Source organism: Synechococcus sp. PCC 6312, from assembly GCF_000316685.1.
Taxonomy (GTDB): domain Bacteria; phylum Cyanobacteriota; class Cyanobacteriia; order Thermosynechococcales; family Thermosynechococcaceae; genus Pseudocalidococcus.
The window spans coordinates 2,476,284-2,494,729 of sequence record NC_019680.1; the positions used below are offsets into that span (position 1 = coordinate 2,476,284).

Consider the following 18,446-nt stretch of genomic DNA (forward strand, 5'->3'; position numbering starts at 1 on the left):
TTACAGCGGTGCTGAAGGCTCGGCCACCGGATTGACCAACTCCACCAGGCCCAGGAGCGGCCCCAACTGTTCTTGACCATTGACCGCCAGTTCACTATGGCAAAGATAAATTTTTTCCGTGGCCCGACTCCCTAAGTCCACCAATAACCGTTGCAAGCGGGCAATTTCATCATGCCAAATTTCCGCATGATCGCCCGTTTGGGCGCGCAGGAGTAAGGGACTTTGCCAACGAGTCACAAGACCGCCATTTTGCCACAGGGGCCCACCGACATCTAACCAAAACTGCCAGCGATGTTTGAGGCGGGAATTGCGATATTGAAATGTGGTTGCGAGGGTGACAGCCGGAATTGGGCGGGGCAGGCGGGGATTGGTGGTGATGGGGGCGGTGCGAATAAAGCGAAAAAAGGTGGCAACGGCGGGATAATCCCCATAGGCGGGGCTGCTGGCGGTACTGTGTTGAGCAAGACGGCGTTGGACATCCCAGTAGTGCTGGCTAATTTCCAGAAGTTTACGCAGATCTAAGATTTGGTTGTAGTTGAGGTTGCGGCTCCACAAAAACCGCTGAATGGCCCGATCCATCATAAATACGGGATTGCGGGGAACATCCGCCAGTTGATTTTGTTGATCCTGAATCCAAGTCCGTAACCCTTCATAGGCCTGGCAAGCTTGATACCCTAACCGATCCCAACGGGAAAACTCGGTGGCTCCAATTAAACTGGGGTTCTCAGGATCTGGCCGAAAACAATGATCTGCCAATAACCCAGCCCGGACGGGATCAATCTCGGCCTTTTCTTGAAAGAGGACAACCAACATTTCCGCAATCGCTTCCCGCTCCAGGCCGCGCCCACATTCTGGGTAAATCAAGGACAACAGGGTTAAAATTCCACGCACGAGGGGAGAACTAATCAGGGGGCGTTGGTCATTGAGGGCATAGAGGGGAATTTCGGCCTGGCTCAGGAGTTGACTCAGGGTGTAGCGGGCAATGGCATCTAATCCGGGGCCAACAATGGCAATCTCAGCCGGGGCGATGGTTTTGGCCTGCACGGCCTGGATGATGGTTTCAGCAACGGTAGTCAATAACTGCATCCGGGACGGAGTCTGCACAGATTGCAGAGTTTCTGGGAGTTGGGGGCGAGGATCCGTCAACCAATAGGAGACCAGGGCCTGGGGTTGCGAACCCAACACAGATTGATTAAGGTCTGCTAAAGTTTCCACCCGACAAAAATCCGCTAAACCGGCCAAGCAATCGGGATCTGCTCCCAGGCCCAGCCGACACCCACCGGCCGGATTAAAGGTAAATACCCCCCTCACCCCTTGGGCTAATAAAACCTGGAACAAATCTCGGGCGAGGGCCGGGTAATTATCCAGATCATCGGCTAAGACCGCATCATAGCGTTGGCGCAGTTGGGCCTGGTAATGGGCTTGGGGGAGGAGAACTTGGCCATACAACTCCAATAAAATCCCGTAGGTCAACAGGCCCCGCGCCAAACACCAACTCCGCCACTGCAAAATGGCTTGGGTGACAGCCGCTCCCAAGTCTGGATCATAGTCCGCCCGATTGACCAGCAACTCCCCCAATCCAGTCAACGGCAACCCCGCAAAAGCCGCCAGCTCCATCAAGTTAATCAAATTTTGAACAACAAGGGGGGCTGATTCCGAAATGGAGCGAAATACCCCTGTGTCTAACTCGGGTGACCATAATTTCAGGGCTAAATACTGCTCTGTTTCCGCCTGCAACCGCACAGGCATTAGGCCAGGAATATTTAAATGTTGAACAATTAAGGGCCAAAACAAAATCACCTCTTCCGGGAAAAAGCCCAGGGGGGTCGTGACCGTTAACGGGAGGCCCAGGCCAATGGTTTGATGAATCCGTTCCCGTAACCGCTGCCCATTTTCGGCATTGGCCGCCATCATCAAAACCTTGCGGGCCAGTTCTCCCCGCCGTGGATAGGCAGGCGCGCCCGGGAGTTGGGCCTGGTTCATCCACGTTTTTAATTCCCTCACCAAGCGGGTGGTTTTGCCGGACTGAACTCCCCCACGAATCCAAAGAGCAGGGGCGAGTTCTGAGGTACTGGACATAACTGTTACTTTCAGGTAGCTGGGCCTGGCTGAAAATTACCTTAACCTAAGCTGACATGGAGTAGGCCATCGAGGCAGGAGGAGTATCATTTAACCCTCCGCTGATCTGGGAGTATGTATCTAGTTGGGGAGCGGTATGATTTGATAGATTGGGGTGCAGAGACTTCAGTTGCGATATCCCATCACAGAGCTTGAGTGTAGCAATGTCCTTTGAGATTAATCGGGGCCTGGGAAAATTCAATTCAGCCAAAGACTATCATGCCGCTCTGGGACTCCCCCTAGGAGCCGATGCTGCTCAGATTCGCAAGCAATACTTAAAAATCGCCCGAAACCTACATCCAGATAGTCGTAGTAATGATGAATCTCAGCAGTTGGCTAGCCAAATTCTATCAAAACTCGTTAACCCAGCTTATCAACTTCTCACCCAAGAAAAACAGCGGGAGGAGTATGAGGTCATTCTCCGGCTCTTAGGACAACAGTTGGTGAATGGGCAAATTCCCTTAAACCAATCGAATCCAGCCGTAACAGCAATCATGACCGCCCCCGATTATGAAGCTACTTATTTGTTGTCCCTAGAGACATTGGCTAATCAGCAGTACGAAAACTTAACGGCGAGCGTGGCTATTACAGGACAGATTAGTGAGCTAAATCTAGCCCTTTTGTGGCGACAACACGGGGGTTCAACTGGATCAACCGCAGTCCCTCAACCGACTGTCACCAGTGCCACACCACCGACTCCGACCATGCCAGCGAGTTCTCCGCCCCCAACAGCAGTTTCCTCCAGTAAGTCAACCCAAAGCGGTACTGACCAATATACGGAGCAATACTATCGGCGAGCCGAGGAGTTTTTTCGGAAAAATAGTTTTCAACAGGCCATTAAGGAACTGCGGGATGCCCTCAAGCTCAATCCCAACAGTAGTCGCTGTCATGCCTTGATGGGGCAAACCTATCTCAAGCAGGGACAAATTACAATGGCCAAGGTTCATTTTAACCAGGCCCTGAAAATTAACCCCCAAGAAGGCCAGGCCGTCACAGGAATGGAGACGATTACCAAGGCCGAACGACGGGCCCAACAAAAGTCCAAGCAAACGATTCCGCCAAAACCCTCCAGTGGGGGTCTGTTTGGTAGTTTATTTAAGAAGAAAGATAAGTAGGATAGCCAGAACACTATGGTTTATCAACCTCCCACGGGTGGGCGCGACTTACTGCCCTTAGATGTGGCCCAACAACGCTGGATTGAACACCACCTTGAGCAAACCTTTCAACGTTGGGGTTATCACGAAATTGTGACACCGACCCTGGAGCGATTAGACACATTAATGGCGGGAGGGGCAGTTCGACCGGAAACGGTGATGCAGTTACAGGATACGGAATCGGATTGGTTAGGCTTACGGCCCGAATTAACGGCATCCATTGCCCGCGCTGCCGTCACCCGCCTAGCTGGAACCCCTTTACCCCAAAGGCTCTACTACAAGGCCAATGTCTTTCGCCGGGCTAGCACTAAGGGCTTGAACCGTCGCCAGGAATTTTTCCAGGCCGGGGTTGAACTGATTGGGGGGTCTGGCTTGCGGGCCGATGCAGAAATTTTGTTCTTACTAGAAGACTGTTTAGATACCCTCCATCTCCAGGCCTGGTCAGTTTTACTAGGAGAAGCAGGTTTAACCCAATGTTTATTAAACACCTTTCCCCTGGCCTGGCAACCGCAAATTCGCCATCATTTGGCCCAGTTGGATCGGGTTGCTCTCTTAGAATTACCCCTGCCCGATGAGATCCGTCAAAAAGTCCTCGATTTACTCAATATGCGGGGCCCCGCCGATCAGGTGATGGCGAAACTCCAGGCCTGGCCCCTAGATCAAGCCGGAAATGCACGACTCGCTGCCCTAGCTCAGTTATTGGGGATTATTGGTGACAGACTGAAGATCATGCTGGATTTAAGCCTGATTCAAACCTTTGACTACTACACCGGCATTGTTTGGGATGTGGTGGCCTATGCCGAAGGAGATCTTAGAGTTGTCGCCCAGGGAGGCCGCTATGACCAACTCCTCGGAACCTATAGCCCGTCAGCCGAATCTCAACCCGGTATCGGTTTTGTCTTTAACTTGGAGAACCTCCAACAGAGCCTGGCCAGCCAAGGACAATTACCCCAACAGCCACCCCGAAGCCAATGGTTAGTCGTTCCCACATCAGAGCCAGCCCTGAAAGCCAGCTTTGCCCATGCCCATACTCTCCGCATTGAAGGAGATGTCCGCGCTGAAGTTGCCTTAGCCCCCCTCAGCCCCGATGAAATGCGCGATTATGCCCAACGCCAACAGATTCCCTACATTGCCTGGGTGAATGAAGCAGGTCAGCCAACGGTGGAAATTGTCAGTGAGCGGGAGAACGTGCCATGTTAACCATTGCCATGCCCAAGGGAGCGCTCCTGAAAGATAGTATTAAAACCCTCAGTTCAATTGGCCTGGATTTTTCAGCCCTCTTGGATAGTTCCCACCGGCAACTACAAATTCTTGACCCCAGTGGCCAGGCCAGAGCGTTACTGGTGCGGGCCCAAGACGTGCCAGTCTATGTCGAATATGGCCAGGCCCAATTGGGAATTGTGGGCTATGACGTGCTGAAGGAAAAACAGCCCCAGGTGGCTCAAATTGCAGATCTGAAGTTTGGGGGCTGTCGGTTATCGGTGGCCGTGAAGCAAACCAGTCCCTACAAATCAGCCCGAGATCTGCCCCCCCAGGCCCGGGTTGCCTCTAAATTTGTCAAATGTGCCGCCGATTACTTTCAAGCCCTCGATTTGCCTGTGGAAGTCGTTCCCTTGTCTGGTTCGGTGGAATTGGGGCCGCTCACAGGCATGGCAGAAGCCATTGTGGATTTAGTCTCCACTGGGCGTACCCTGAAGGACAATGGCCTAATTGAACTAGAACAGTTGTTTTACAGCACCGCCCGCCTCATTGCCCATCCCCTCAGTTACCGTTTGGACAGTGAACAATGCCGGGCCTGGGCTGAGGAGATTTTAGGGATCAATGAATGCATGGAGTCAGCCCTTAAGCCGTAGTCAAGGCAGCCAACTCTGAGAGAAAACTGTAATGTTCTGTTACAAATCAGTGTCCCTGTGACAATTCTTAAAAAAAGGACTATAGTTTAGGGCAGTGTTGGGCGGTCAATCTGTTTCTTCCTAATGTCTTTAGTATTTGTGGTGTGTGGTGATGAGCTTTAATCCAAAACGTAAATTTCACGTTACCGAGCCGGAATGGGCTGCCCTGGTCAATTCCCGGCAACAACTCGAGCAATCCTTTGCCTCAGAACTACCGGAGCCTACGGCATCTTTGGACAGCCAAACCCAGTTAGAGCAAGAACGGGACATGGTTCAACAACAAGCAGCAGAAATTAGGCGTTTACGGGCCCAAGTCCGTTATCTCCAGGCCCAGTTGGTCAATCCTGTTTCCCCAGCGAACCTTAAACCTGCGCTGGCCAGGAAGCAAACCAACCCCGTCATCCTCCCCCATGCCACCAACTGGGCCCAACTGACCCCGGCCTGGCAAAATGGAGAGCTAGGCATTCGTCCTTGGCAAGCTGAACCCATCCGTTCACAACGCCGTGTCCAAGTTGAATTACCCCACTTCGCCCGGCGTTAAACCCCCTCTCCAAAGGAGTCATTCATGTGTGGCATTGTTGGCTACATTGGCCCACGTCCGGCTGCGGAAGTGCTGTTAGAAGGCCTCCGCAAACTAGAATATCGGGGCTACGATTCAGCGGGCATTGCGGCCGTCTGGGAAGGGGAACTTCACTGTATTCGGGCCAAGGGCAAACTCCACAATCTCCAAGAAAAGTTGGAAAAACTCCACTTGCCGGCGCGTATTGGCATTGGTCACACCCGCTGGGCCACCCACGGCAAACCAGAGGAGTATAACGCCCATCCTCACCGAGATGCCAGTGGCCGCTTGGCTGTTGTGCAAAATGGGATTATTGAAAACTATCGGGAACTCCGGGAAGAACTTAAGACAAAAGGCTATGTTTTTACCTCGGATACCGATACAGAAGTCATTCCCCATTTGATTGCTGACTTTCTGAAAACATCTGCTCCCGACCCAGACGGTCATCATCACGGCCTGTTAGACGCAGTACGGCAAGCGGTTCAACATCTCCAGGGAGCCTTTGCCATTGCCGTGATTTCCGCCGATTTCCCCGATGAGTTAGTTGTGGCCCGTCAACAAGCTCCTCTCGTTTTGGGCTTTGGGGAAGGGGAATTTTTCTGTGCCTCTGATACTCCCGCCTTAGTTCCCTATACCCAGGCCGTCTTACCCCTCGAGAACGGAGAAATTGCCTGTTTAAGCCCGACCGGAGCGGAGATTTACGACTTTTCTGGGCAACGCCTCCGTAAAACCCCACGCACCCTGAATTGGAATCCGGTTTTAGTAGAAAAGCAGGGCTTCAAACACTATATGCTCAAAGAAATCTACGAGCAGCCGGGGGTTGTCCGCACCTGTTTGGAATATTACCTGCGGGATGATTGGCAACCGAATGCCGACTTTAGCCCGATTAAATTGAACTTACCTAAGGTACTCCTTGCTGATTTAGAGCAGGTGCAGATATTGGCCTGTGGTACGAGTTGGCACGCCGGATTAGTGGGTAAATATCTCTTAGAAGGGTTAGCCCAAATTCCAACCAGCGTTCAATATGCGTCTGAGTTTCGCTATGCCCCACCACCCGTTACCCGCCATACCCTCACCATTGGGGTGACTCAATCCGGGGAAACAGCTGATACCTTAGCGGCTTTGGAGTTGGAACTACACCGCCGGGCTAATTTGAGGCCAGAGCTACAACCCCGTCTGCTGGGAATTACGAATCGGCCAGAAAGTAGTTTGGGTCATCTTGTCCCCGAGATGATTGATACCCATGCTGGGATTGAAATTGGTGTGGCCGCGACCAAAACCTTCGTGGCTCAGTTATTAGCGTTTTATTTGTTGGCTTTGGATCTAGCCTGGCAACGGCAAACCCTTGACAACTCCCGTTTAGGCGAAATCATCGATCAACTGCGACAACTCCCAGCCCAAGTCGAGCAAATTCTGGAAAGTCAAGAACGCTATATTGAAACCCTTTCCCATGATTTTGCTGATACTCAAGATTTTATTTTTCTTGGACGTGGCATTAACTTCCCCATTGCTCTTGAGGGAGCCTTAAAACTGAAGGAAATTAGCTATATCCATGCGGAAGGGTATCCGGCCGGGGAAATGAAACATGGGCCGATTGCCTTACTCGATGCGAAAGTTCCGGTGGTGACGATTGCGATGCCGGGGAGCGTTTTTGAGAAGGTTCTCTCCAATGCCCAAGAAGCGCGGGCCCGTGATGCGCGCTTAATTGGGGTAACACCGATGGAAGAACAGGATGCCCGCGATACTTTTGATGCCCTCTTGCCTGTGCCGGAAGTCGATGAGTTATTGTCCCCGATTCTGACGGTGATTCCTTTGCAATTGCTGGCTTATCACATTGCAGCAAGGCGGGGCCTGGATGTGGATCAACCGCGTAATTTAGCTAAATCGGTCACGGTTGAGTAACTTAGGCTTGGTAACTGATAGTCATTTCTGCCAAAAGTGAGACACTCAAGAGTTCAACTGCTGATGCTTTCAAGCATTTCTGTGTTTGATTCTTAAGGGAAACGACTGTAGTCCTTAATTTTTGCCCCAGTTATTTCTGAGGAGATAGGAGCGCAGGAGATTGAGCTTGACTGTTGGGAGTCAGGGTTTGGCCATAGACTTGGGGGCGGTCACTTGGCCTGGCTAACATTTCCTGCTGGCGGTTGACGGCCCAAACTTGGGTTTTCGGTTCTCCCATCGTGGCGGTCTGAAATAAGATTTGATCCGGTTGCTCCTGACTCCAACCCAAAAGAGTCGCATGATCGTATTCTACTGATTGCGGCCAGACGGCGGTTAGGGTTTGTTGGGGGCGAGACCAAATCACAGCTACATCAGATGCAAAATCCGTGGAAAACAGGCCTTGAAAGTTGCGAATCAGGAGTTGCTCACCGGATGCTGACCAGCCCACAGGCCAGAGAACAGCAATTAAGCCCGCGCCATCAGGGGGTAAGTCTTGGCGTAATTCTGGATCAATCAGACTACTGCTTTGCCATTGTTGCACTGCTTGGGTGTGGGTGTTGGTAATTGTCAGAGTGCTGGTGAGTTGATTGTCGGCAAAGTTAGGGTGGGCGTGAAAGATTAACTCGGCCTGGGCTTCATATACACCATCGGGAGAAATAAACGTTGCAGTTTTCTGAGCATAGATTTGGGCTTGGTGACTGGTCGCAGCTAATTTTTGTTGTTGAATAATCCAGGCCCAGGGTAAGGGAAAGGGACTATTAATTGGATCCGCTGGGGTCGTGGACTGAGCGGGCTGGCCTGGGGAAGACTCGCTTAAACCTGGTGCATCATGCTGAGCTAAGACTGGCCAATAGGAATTAAAGACTAAGCTCCCGGTTACTACTAAAGAAATAGCCGTTAATCCAGCTAAGGGAGTCCGCACCCCAGAGGCCAAAGACTGCACTGTGATCATGATCAGCCACCTTACCTAAAACCTGAAAATTGCTCTGATGTTAAAGTTGTTAAAGCCAAAACCTGACTAGGGAAACGAAAAATTATGCGCGGCAAAAAACTGAAAAACTTGAGTAACCAAGACCTACCCCAGCGGCATAAAACCAATTGACTGAAACGCTGTCACATAGATACAGGCCTGGGAAAACACATCATTACTAACTCGACCGATCAAGCAGACCTATTTCTAGGATAACAATTGGCATAGAGACAGAAGTGTCAATTTACCAAAAGTTACTTGGGGCGGAGGATTTAGGGCTTTTGGATTGGACATCTTTACCGGGAACTCATATTCTCACATTAGGTTGAACCGTTAGCGGTGAATATGATCAATATCAGCCTGGCCTGTGATTTGGATCAACGAGATTTAAGACCGAGGTAGTCCTTGATCAAGACTAGCCGGGCCATAGGGGTATGACAAAAGGGTATGACGGCGTTGGCGCGGGGTTTGGAGGACTAGCCAAATTGAATACAGGCTGGCCAAACAACTAACCCCAAAAATTAACCAGCGAATGGCGATGTGAATAGTTGTAGCAGTCGGAAACAGAATCCCCCGAAGGAAGGCATAGCCCAGTCCACCAAAATTAAACATCAAGTGAATCACTAAAGAGGCAAAATCTTCCGAACGGCGGGCCCGTTCCAATTCAACTGCATTAAACTTATGCCAAATCGGAAAATTATACTCCCGTTGGCTAGTCAGAATTTGTTGGTACAGTAGAATTTGAGTCATGACCCGTTGATGATGTATCAGCAATAAATTTATTGAGAGAGAAATAAAGCCAATACCAACACTCGCAAAGGCAAAATTAGCATCAGCCAGGGATACCCCAAAGATCGTTGTTGCGACCGTAATAAAGGTCAAAAAGGCCCGATTACGAGCTTGGAGACGGGCATTGTATTCATCACCAGTAGCTTTGTAGAGATCAGAGGGAGAAAAACCCATGTCGGTAGATGACTCGACTTCTAGTTACAGCACCCTACCATTCTTAACGGGTTAATTGGGGAGACTTCAGCAAAATCCTATCCACAAAGGTGGCAATAAGTTGGTTGGCAATCGGGGTTTCTTGGGCAGAGTTAGCTAGGTCTTGCAGGGAATCAGGATGCTCAAAATAGCGCTCACAGTAGCGACTGATCCTGGCAATTAGATCTGCACGATTAACTTCGGGATGAAACTGAAAGGCGTAAAAAGGCTGCTCAGGCAAGGTAAACCCATGATAGGGACAAAGCTGAGAATAGGCGAGGTGAATTGCTTCGGGGGGGAGGGATACGGCTCGTTCTTGGTGGCCAGAAATTGCTAAAAATTCCGCGGGTAGGGTTTGACAGAGGGGATCTGCTTCGGCGTTGGGCGTGAGATAAATCGGGTAAGTGCCCATTTCCATATGCTCACGGTCTAAAATCACCCGGCCACCAAGAGCTTCCACCGCTAATTGAAAGCCAAAACAGGAGGCGAAGACGGGGATTCGCTGTTCAAGACAATAAAGAATGAGGGCCTGGGAAGGGGGCACAAAGGGATATAAATCCGGCTTGAGGACACTGGCATCACTAGAGCCACCAATAAACAAAGCATGATGGCTGTGAATCACGGTTGGGGGAAACTCGGCCTGATCGAACCCATTGAGAACGGTAAATTGATCCGGGCGTAAACCACTGTAGCGGCTAAATTCGGCTAGTTCCTCTTGCTGTGTCGGGGGATCATTCCGGGCCTGGAGGAGTAAAATCCGCAGAGAGTTCCGATTCATAGTGCTGAGATTTCGGATGAGGCGAGATCATCTGGGCTAGGCTCGGATTCTGAAGACAAGTCAATCACCAGCGGAGGACTCGGCCGCCAGAGTAAATACAATCCAAGGAGAGCAAAGCCAATTGCCGCAATAGATTTGAGCAGTGGGGCCGGGAATATCCGCGACACTTGGCCGCCCAAGAGTACCCCTAAAAAACTAGTGAACACCAGGCCACTGGCAACCCCTAAAAAGGCTAATCGGGCAGAGCGGGCATTTCCCCCCAAGGTAATTGCGGCTAATTGACTTTTATCTCCTAATTCGGAAAGGAAAACCATCACAAAGCTGACACCCAATAGCTGCCAATTCATCACTGCATCCTCTGTCGGGCCAACGTTAACTCCCAAAAATAAAATCTGGATTCGGTAGCTATTTTAGCCCACTCTCCCAGGCCTGCCCCAACCACCTGGCAACTCTCTGAAATATAGTGAAGTTAGGAAGAGCCAATCCCCCAGAGTCAGATGCTATGGTTGCTAGCCCTGAAACCCTAACCAATTTTGAGCTTGAACCAGACATCACCTTTCCCCCAATTGATTTATGGAGTGATGAGCCACCCTTGGAATCTGACTTTCACCGTGACCAAATTGAAATTCTCATTCACCTGCTCAAACGCTATTGGCACGACCGAACGGATTTTTATGTTACAGGCAACCTGACGATTTACTACAACGAAGAACAACTAAGGAAGCGAGAGTTCCGAGGCCCTGACTTCTTTGCGGTACTGGATACTGAGCTAAAGGAGCGGCGCAGTTGGGTTGTCTGGGGGGAAGGGGGCAAATATCCAAACTTAATCATTGAAATTCTCTCCAAGAGTACGGTCACGGTAGATAAAACCACAAAAAAAGACCTGTATCAGAATACGTTTCGGACGCCTGAGTATTTCTGGTTAGATCCCAATGGCCTGGAGTTGACGGGGTTTCGCTTTGGCAATGGGATGTATCAACCACTTGTCCCCAATGAGCAGGGGTGGCTGTGGAGTGAGGAATTGCAACTGTACTTAGGGATTGCCCATGGCCGACTGCGATTTTTGACTCCAGAAGGCGAGTTAATCCCCACGGCCACCGAAGCAGAGCAGATTGAACGCCAACGGGCTGACCAAGAATATCAACGGGGAGAGCGGCTGGCAGCTAAATTGCGAGAATTGGGTGTTGATCCCAGTGACATTTAAATCTGGTCAAGTCAAGGTCTCAAGCTGCCAGGCCGGGTCAAGGTCTTGACTCATTTGCCATAGATTCACTTCAATTTCTAAAAGCAGAAGTATTAGTGGAAACTATATCAGGAGTTAAGAAGTTTCAATAGCTCCCTGTTCTAGGCCTGGTGGGAAAACACTATATACTGAGAGGCGTTCATCCACAGGGCTGTCGTGTCCGGCAAGTGTTCTTATGGAAAATGGCATTGATCTCCAGGGGCAGTTACGAGCGGCCTTAGAGGCATTAGGGCTAACCCCAGGCCTGGCCAAGTTAATCTGGCTACCTTTACCCATGTTGTTAATGTTAGTCGTGGCCACCGTGGGGGTGTTGATTTCGGTTTGGTTAGAGCGAAAAATCTCAGCCGCCGTCCAACAACGGATTGGCCCAGAATACATTGGCCCCTTGGGCATCTTGGCCCCCCTAGCCGATGGCTTGAAACTGGTCTTCAAAGAAGATGTGATTCCGACCCAAACCGATGGATTGCTTTTTACCTTGGGGCCAATCTTGGTAGTCGTTCCCGTCTTCTTGTCCTATGTCATTGTGCCCTTTGGGCAAAACTTGCTGCTGTCTAATATTGGGATGGGGGTATTTTTATGGATTGCCCTCTCCAGCATTGCCCCGATTGGGTTGTTGATGTCTGGGTATGCCTCCAATAATAAATATTCCTTACTAGGAGGGTTACGAGCCGCAGCCCAATCCATTAGTTATGAAATTCCCCTAGCCTTGGCGGTCTTGGCGGTGGCGATGATGTCCAATGGCCTAGGGACGGTGGATATTGTTGAGCAGCAGTCCGGCTATGGCATTCTCGGTTGGAATGTTTGGCGGCAACCGATTGGCTTTTTGATTTTTTGGATTGCGGCCCTCGCTGAATGTGAGCGTCTCCCCTTTGACTTGCCGGAAGCGGAAGAAGAGCTGGTGGCAGGCTATCAAACCGAATATTCGGGGATGAAATTTGCCTTGTTTTATTTGGGGTCTTACGTTAACCTTGTCCTCTCAGCCCTCCTGGTTGCCGTCCTCTATTTTGGGGGCTGGGATTTCCCAATTCCGCTGGATCAACTGGCAAGCTGGTTGGGTATTAGTGAAACCAATCCCTTTTTCCAAATTGGCATGGCGGTGCTGGGGATTACGATGACCCTCTTAAAAGCCTATTTCTTTATCTTCTTGGCTATTCTCCTGCGTTGGACAGTTCCTCGGGTACGGATTGACCAGTTACTTGATTTAGGTTGGAAGTTTTTATTGCCTGTGGGCCTGGTCAATTTATTGCTGACAGCGGGGTTAAAACTCACCTTTCCCTTTGCCTTTGGGGGTTAGTTGCTCTCTGTTCCTTAGAGTCTAATTTGATATTCCTCGGAGTGAGTTTAGATCATGAAGTTTCTCAATAAAATTGGCTCTTATGCCAAAGAAACCTTGCAATCTGCCAAGTATATTGGGCAAGGTCTGGCTGTCACCTTTGACCACATGCAGCGACGACCGATTACGGTGCAGTATCCTTACGAAAAACTGATTCCCTCGGAGCGGTTTCGGGGTCGGATTCACTTTGAATTTGATAAATGTATTTCCTGTGAAGTCTGTGTCCGGGTCTGCCCCATTAATCTGCCTGTGGTGGACTGGGAATTCAACAAGGAAATAAAGAAGAAGGAACTCAAGCACTACAGTATTGATTTTGGAGTCTGCATCTTTTGCGCCAACTGCGTGGAATATTGCCCCACAAACTGCCTTTCCGTCACAGAGGAATATGAACTGGCCACTTACGACCGCCATGAATTGAATTTTGATAATGTGGCGATGGGCCGGCTTCCCTATAAGGTGACTGAGGATCCAATGGTGACTCCGATTCGGGAATTTGCCTATTTACCGGCAGGTGTTACCGATGGCCATGAGGCAAAACTAACAGATCAGCGGGCAGGGTCTCGGCCAGAGGAGATTGCGGCCCAACTGCACACAACAGCCAGCAAACCAGAATAAGGAGTTAACTTGTGGATTTAGCAACTGGCGTACAAACCATCGCCTACTTTCTCTTGGCGGTCTTGGTGATTGGAGCAGCCTTGGGGGTTGTACTTCTCGATAGCATTGTTTACTCAGCTTTTTTGTTGGGGGGAGTTTTCATTAGTATTTCTGGAATTTATATTCTCCTTAATGCTGATTTTGTCTCGGCCGCCCAAATTTTGATCTATGTTGGGGCCGTTAATGTCCTGATTTTGTTTGCCATCATGTTGGTCAATAAGCGAGAAGATTTTGCGCCGATACCGCGGCGGTGGATTCGCAAAGGGGCGGCTGGACTGGTGGCTTCAGGGTTGTTTTGCCTTTTAAGTGTGATGGTCTTGCAAACCTCATGGAAGGTTCCAGCCAACACGATGCCCACTCCAGAGACGATTGTGACCATTGGCAAGCACTTTTTTACGGATTTTCTCTTGCCTTTTGAATTGGCTTCGGTCTTGTTATTAATGGCTCTAGTTGGGGCAGTGGTATTGGCACGGCGAGACTATTTGATTGACGAAGAACCCTCCATTGGTGAAGTTCCCCAACCCCCCTTGGAATTACCAGAACGCCCCCGCGAGTCGGCTGTTTTATCTGGCAAATAATCCTAATTCCCCTGACCGCTTGAGGAGAAAATCATGAATTTAGATCTAATCTTATTGCTTGCTGCTGCCCTATTTTGTATTGGGATTTATGGCCTGGTAACCAGTCGCAATGCAGTGCGGGTTCTCATGTCCATTGAGTTACTTTTGAACGCGGTTAATCTCAATTTAATTGGGTTTTCCAATTACCTAGATGGCCTGGAAATAAAAGGCCAAGTCTTTGCCGTATTTGTGATTGCGATTGCGGCGGCCGAAGCTGCTGTTGGCCTGGCGATTATCCTGGCAATTTACCGAAACAAAGACACGGTGGATATGGAACGGTTTAATTTACTGAAGTGGTAGTTAAGTCAGCCCGTAAAGTTTAAGAGTACAAAACCCTAAGTCTTTTTCTATAAGGTTTTCCAGTTTATTACAGCTAACCCCTTAAGACTGGATAGGAGAATGTCGGACAAGGCTTGACTTATTCCTGCTAGGTATTCGTTAAAAAAGTAAATCTTGGGCTTTTTCTTAGATAACTCTTATATCTGTATTAGATAAGCTAGCTAGGTTAGTTAATTTCGCAATTTGTACTTGAGAGGCTCCACCTAAACCATCCGGATCAAAGAATAATGAACCATTGGCTTGGTCATAGACAAAACGTTGACTAGAATTAGTTGCCGCCGCCCCTAAGACAAACTGAGATGCTGCTAATGTTCCCACCGTTAATTCACCGCCAAACCCACTAGCCAAGACTTGAATCTTATCAATATTCCCAGCCACCTTACTAAAATCTGTAATTGTATCCAGGCCCTCATTAGGTGCATTAAACCGGAAAAAGTCATTCCCTGCTCCTCCCGTTAAGACATCCAGGCCCTGGCCCCCTACCAGCGTATCATTCCCACCTCCACCCGTGAGAGAATCATTGCCCGCTAACCCACTGAGGCTATTGTTACCAGTATTGCCACTAATCGTATTAGGAAAAGTATTTCCAGTTCCAGCGATTGCACTCCCACCTATCAAGGTTAAGTTCTCCACATTCGCAGTCAGGCTGTAGTTAATCGAGGAGAAGACCGCATCTATCCCTTGATTCGCTGCCTCAACAACCACATCACCCACGTTATCCACAACATAGATGTCATCTCCCAGGCCACCAACCAATCGGTCAGCACCCGCTCTACCATTCAAAGAGTTTGCGCCAGAATTCCCCGTAATTGTATTTTCCAGAACATTTCCATTGCCGTTAATGTTGTCTGACCCGATTAAGGTCAAGTTTTCAACATTGCTAGTCAGGCTATAGGTAATGGAGGAGAAGACTTTGTCTATCCCTTCACCCACCGCTTCGACAATCACATCCCCGACATTATCAACCACATAGATGTCATTTCCCAGGCCACCCACCAATCGGTCTGCACCCGTTCCACCACTGAGGGAGTTATTCCCGCTATTTCCCGTAATCGTATTAGCGAGATCATTGCCCGTCCCATTAATGTTGCCCGTCCCAGTTAAGGTCAAGTTTTCAACATTAGCCGTCAGACTATAGGTAATAGACGAGAAGACTTTGTCTATGCCTTCACCCGCCGCTTCGACAACCACATCGCCTACATTATCGACAACGTAAGTGTCATTTCCCAGGCCACCGACTAAGAGATCAGCCCCTTTTCCCCCATCGAGGTAATCGTTACCATCCAGACCACTCAGGGTATTGCTACCAGAATTCCCCGTAATCGTATTGGCGAGAGCATTCCCCGTTCCATTAATTGCCGCTGTCCCGGTTAAGGTCAAGTTTTCAACATTAGCCATCAGACTATAGGTAATAGACGAGAACACAGCATCAATCCCTTGGTTGGCCGCTTCGACAACTACATCACCCACGTTATCCACAACATAAGTGTCATTCCCTAGGCCACCCACTAAGCGGTCAGCACCTGCTCCACCATTCAAAGAGTTTGCGCCACTATTTCCTGTAATCGTATTGTCTAAGGCATTGCCTGTGCCATTGAGGTTATCAGTTCCCGTCAAGGTCAGGTTCTCAACATTGCTGGTCAGGCTATGGGTAATGGAGGAAAAGACCAAATCTATGCCTTGGTTCGCTGCTTCAACAACCACATCACCAATATCGTCCACATAGTAAGTGTCATTGTCGTTCCCACCCGCCATGTAGTCAGACCCTAGGCCACCGTTGAGAACATCATTGCCGTCATTGCCCAGCAAACTATTATTCTCACTATTTCCGGTCAACGTATCGGCAAAGCGTGACCCCCAGAGATTTTCGATGTTGACTAATTGATCATTACCCGATCCACCTGTGGCTATCCCTGTAACCAAATTGGCCTTTACTAAGGCTGGGGCTGTCGAGTAGTCAGCGGTATCAATGCCGTCACCACCATCCAAGAAATCATTGCCTAAAATTATTTTTGCACTGGCACTAATCGGGCCACCAAAGTATTCCCCAGCAAGAATATCGTTCCCCAGGCCCCCAAACAGAGAATCATTCCCCGCCGTGATCGTCCCACCGCTAATCGTGCCATAGTAATCGCCGTAGAGTTTATCATTGCCCCCAGTAACAACCCCACCCGTGATCGTTCCGGCATAGAATTCACCGTAGAGCTTGTCATTACCCGCACTGACGACACCCTCAGTTATGACTTGGTAATATTGGCCATAGATAGTGTCATTGCCCCCAATTACCGTGCCGCCCGTAATAGCGTTTAGGCTATCATAATATTCTCCATAAAGGTTATTGCCACTCGTGGTGACTGTCCCCCCGGTGATCGTGCCATAGTATTTGCCGTAGAGAGTATCATTGCCCCCTTTAACCGTCCCACCGATGATTACGGTTGGGCCAGGATTCTGATTGCCATAGTATTCTCCGAAAAGGGCATCATCCCTGGAAGCAACCAGGCCAGCAGCAATAACGTTGTAATACATCCCATAAAGGACATCATTCCCCCCTGTGACGACACCGCCAGTAATCGAGCCGCCATAAGCTTCTCCATAAACTGGGCTGCCTTTGGTGCTAACTGTCCCGCCGTTAATCGTACCCCCGTAGTACGTTCCATAGAGCTTGTCATTGCCACCCAGGACACTCGTGCCGTTGCCAATTGAGTTGATGTCACCGTAGATTTCGCCGTAGATGACGTTAAAGGCACTTTGGATGCTGCCGCCAGTTATATTCCCCTTGTAATATTCTCCATAGAGATTGTCATTGCCGCCAATCACTGTGCCGCCGATGATGTTGCCGTAAAGCTCTCCGTAAAGGTAATCATCTCCCGCAATCACCGTACCGTTGCTAATATTGCTGTTGTAGTACTCCCCATAAAGGTTGTCAGCCCCTCCCTTAACCAGGCCACCGGTGATGCTGCCGTAACGTTCACCGACCATACGATCCGTAAATCCAACAATGCTGCCCCCACTAATTTCCCCGTTGTAAAATTCCCCATAGAGCGAATCATTCCCGCCCTGCACTAACCCCCCGGCAATGGTGCCGTTATAGTAGTCTCCTGTGAGAACGTCTTCCTGACCGATGATAGTGCCGCCCGTGATCGGGGTGTTTAGTATTCACCGTAGAGAATATCTTTACCGCCCGTCACCGTACCGCCCGCAATGCTGGTGCCAAAGGCATAATAATCGCCATAGAGTTGATCCTGGCCGCCAACTACTGAACCATCAATAATGTTGCCATTGTAAAAGTCTCCGTAGAGCTTATTGTTGCCACCTGTAACGATGCCGCCGATCAGATTACTGTTATAAAAAGCCCCATAGAGTAAATCATTGCCCCCGGTGACAAGACCACCTGTGATGCTGCTGGCATAGAATTCCCCATAGAGAACATTATTACCCCCGGTTACAGTTCCACCAGTGATACTACTGCCATAAAATTCGCCAAATAAGTTGTCACTGTCGCCTGTCACCGTCCCACCAAGAATGGTACTGGCGTAATAGTCTCCGGAGAGGATGTCATTACCACCAATCACAATGCCCCCGGCAATGCTACCGGTGTAAAGTTCGCCAAATAACGTATCCGAAAAGGCTGTACCACTGACAGATCCGGCAAAGGAATCGCCATACAAAACATCACTGCCTGCGATGCCACTAATACTGCCTGTAAAGGATTCACCGAAGAGTTGGTCGTTGCCGTCTAAGCCATTGATAGTGTCATTGGCATTGTTGCCGATAATCGTGTCAGGGCCAGCGGTAGGGGCGGAAGTGGGGTCGGTGAAGATGATCGCCATAAAATGTGCCAATAAAGTTCGGGAAATCAATAAAATT

The 18,446-nt window shown here is 49.6% G+C and carries 17 protein-coding genes; 10 read left to right on the forward strand and 7 right to left on the reverse strand.

Annotated features, from left to right (window positions below; translation table 11 throughout):
* A complete protein-coding gene (locus SYN6312_RS12065) occupies nucleotides 1–2,079 on the reverse strand; it encodes a hypothetical protein (protein ID WP_015125166.1) in 2,079 nt (692 codons plus the stop codon).
* 203 nt (nucleotides 2,080–2,282) lie between these two features.
* Here SYN6312_RS12065 and SYN6312_RS12070 point away from each other — a divergent pair, with 203 nt between their 5' ends.
* The 5 genes from SYN6312_RS12070 to glmS all read left to right on the forward strand — a co-directional run bounded on the left by SYN6312_RS12070 (nucleotide 2,283) and on the right by glmS (nucleotide 7,625).
* Entirely contained in the window at nucleotides 2,283–3,233 is a 951-nt protein-coding gene (locus tag SYN6312_RS12070) for a J domain-containing protein (RefSeq protein ID WP_015125167.1), read from the forward strand.
* Nucleotides 3,234–3,248: 15 nt separating this feature from the next.
* The gene (locus SYN6312_RS12075; RefSeq protein WP_015125168.1) at nucleotides 3,249–4,472 is read left to right on the forward strand and encodes an ATP phosphoribosyltransferase regulatory subunit; all 1,224 of its coding nucleotides are present in this window, start codon (nucleotides 3,249–3,251) and stop codon (nucleotides 4,470–4,472) included.
* Nucleotides 4,466–5,125 (forward strand): ATP phosphoribosyltransferase, encoded by a 660-nt coding sequence (gene hisG / locus SYN6312_RS12080; RefSeq protein WP_015125169.1) that lies wholly within the window; start codon nucleotides 4,466–4,468, stop codon nucleotides 5,123–5,125. Before SYN6312_RS12075 ends, hisG begins: the two co-directional genes overlap by 7 nt.
* 151 nt (nucleotides 5,126–5,276) lie before the next feature.
* Entirely contained in the window at nucleotides 5,277–5,705 is a 429-nt protein-coding gene (locus SYN6312_RS12085; RefSeq protein WP_015125170.1) for a hypothetical protein, read from the forward strand.
* Nucleotides 5,706–5,729: 24 nt separating this feature from the next.
* Nucleotides 5,730–7,625, forward strand: coding sequence for a glutamine--fructose-6-phosphate transaminase (isomerizing) (gene glmS, locus SYN6312_RS12090; RefSeq protein WP_015125171.1), 1,896 nt, complete (start codon nucleotides 5,730–5,732; stop codon nucleotides 7,623–7,625).
* Nucleotides 7,626–7,755: 130 nt separating this feature from the next.
* On the opposite strand, the gene SYN6312_RS18375 is transcribed toward glmS, so the two are convergent.
* From SYN6312_RS18375 to SYN6312_RS12110, 4 genes are all read right to left on the reverse strand, one after another.
* Nucleotides 7,756–8,616, reverse strand: coding sequence for a hypothetical protein (locus tag SYN6312_RS18375; protein ID WP_015125172.1), 861 nt, complete (start codon nucleotides 8,614–8,616; stop codon nucleotides 7,756–7,758).
* Between the two features lie 405 nt (nucleotides 8,617–9,021).
* Nucleotides 9,022–9,597, reverse strand: a complete 576-nt coding sequence (locus SYN6312_RS12100) for a hypothetical protein (RefSeq protein ID WP_015125173.1) — start codon at nucleotides 9,595–9,597, stop codon at nucleotides 9,022–9,024.
* A 43-nt stretch (nucleotides 9,598–9,640) separates the two neighbouring features.
* The gene (locus SYN6312_RS12105) at nucleotides 9,641–10,393 is read right to left on the reverse strand and encodes a type 1 glutamine amidotransferase (protein WP_015125174.1); all 753 of its coding nucleotides are present in this window, start codon (nucleotides 10,391–10,393) and stop codon (nucleotides 9,641–9,643) included.
* Nucleotides 10,390–10,740: a TMEM165/GDT1 family protein gene (locus SYN6312_RS12110; protein ID WP_015125175.1), complete on the reverse strand. Its 351-nt coding sequence runs from the start codon at nucleotides 10,738–10,740 to the stop codon at nucleotides 10,390–10,392. Before SYN6312_RS12110 ends, SYN6312_RS12105 begins: the two co-directional genes overlap by 4 nt.
* A 155-nt stretch (nucleotides 10,741–10,895) precedes the next feature.
* On the opposite strand from SYN6312_RS12110, the gene SYN6312_RS12115 reads away from it, so the two are divergent.
* The 5 genes from SYN6312_RS12115 (at nucleotide 10,896) to nuoK (ending at nucleotide 14,540) form a co-directional block, all read left to right on the forward strand.
* Nucleotides 10,896–11,597 carry a Uma2 family endonuclease gene (locus SYN6312_RS12115; RefSeq protein WP_015125176.1) on the forward strand — a complete coding sequence of 234 codons (702 nt, stop codon included), beginning with the start codon at nucleotides 10,896–10,898 and terminating at the stop codon, nucleotides 11,595–11,597.
* A 214-nt stretch (nucleotides 11,598–11,811) separates the two neighbouring features.
* The gene (gene nuoH / locus SYN6312_RS12120) at nucleotides 11,812–12,930 is read left to right on the forward strand and encodes an NADH-quinone oxidoreductase subunit NuoH (RefSeq protein WP_015125177.1); all 1,119 of its coding nucleotides are present in this window, start codon (nucleotides 11,812–11,814) and stop codon (nucleotides 12,928–12,930) included.
* A gap of 54 nt (nucleotides 12,931–12,984) precedes the next feature.
* Nucleotides 12,985–13,584, forward strand: a complete 600-nt coding sequence (gene ndhI / locus SYN6312_RS12125) for an NAD(P)H-quinone oxidoreductase subunit I (protein WP_015125178.1) — start codon at nucleotides 12,985–12,987, stop codon at nucleotides 13,582–13,584.
* A gap of 11 nt (nucleotides 13,585–13,595) precedes the next feature.
* Nucleotides 13,596–14,201 carry an NADH-quinone oxidoreductase subunit J gene (locus tag SYN6312_RS12130; protein WP_015125179.1) on the forward strand — a complete coding sequence of 202 codons (606 nt, stop codon included), beginning with the start codon at nucleotides 13,596–13,598 and terminating at the stop codon, nucleotides 14,199–14,201.
* 33 nt (nucleotides 14,202–14,234) lie between these two features.
* Nucleotides 14,235–14,540 (forward strand): NADH-quinone oxidoreductase subunit NuoK, encoded by a 306-nt coding sequence (gene nuoK, locus SYN6312_RS12135; RefSeq protein WP_015125180.1) that lies wholly within the window; start codon nucleotides 14,235–14,237, stop codon nucleotides 14,538–14,540.
* A gap of 165 nt (nucleotides 14,541–14,705) precedes the next feature.
* On the opposite strand, the gene SYN6312_RS20835 is transcribed toward nuoK, so the two are convergent.
* Nucleotides 14,706–17,642: a calcium-binding protein gene (locus tag SYN6312_RS20835; protein ID WP_015125181.1), complete on the reverse strand. Its 2,937-nt coding sequence runs from the start codon at nucleotides 17,640–17,642 to the stop codon at nucleotides 14,706–14,708.
* Between the two features lie 86 nt (nucleotides 17,643–17,728).
* Entirely contained in the window at nucleotides 17,729–18,409 is a 681-nt protein-coding gene (locus tag SYN6312_RS12145) for a calcium-binding protein (protein WP_015125182.1), read from the reverse strand.
* Between the last annotated feature and the right edge of the window lie 37 nt (nucleotides 18,410–18,446).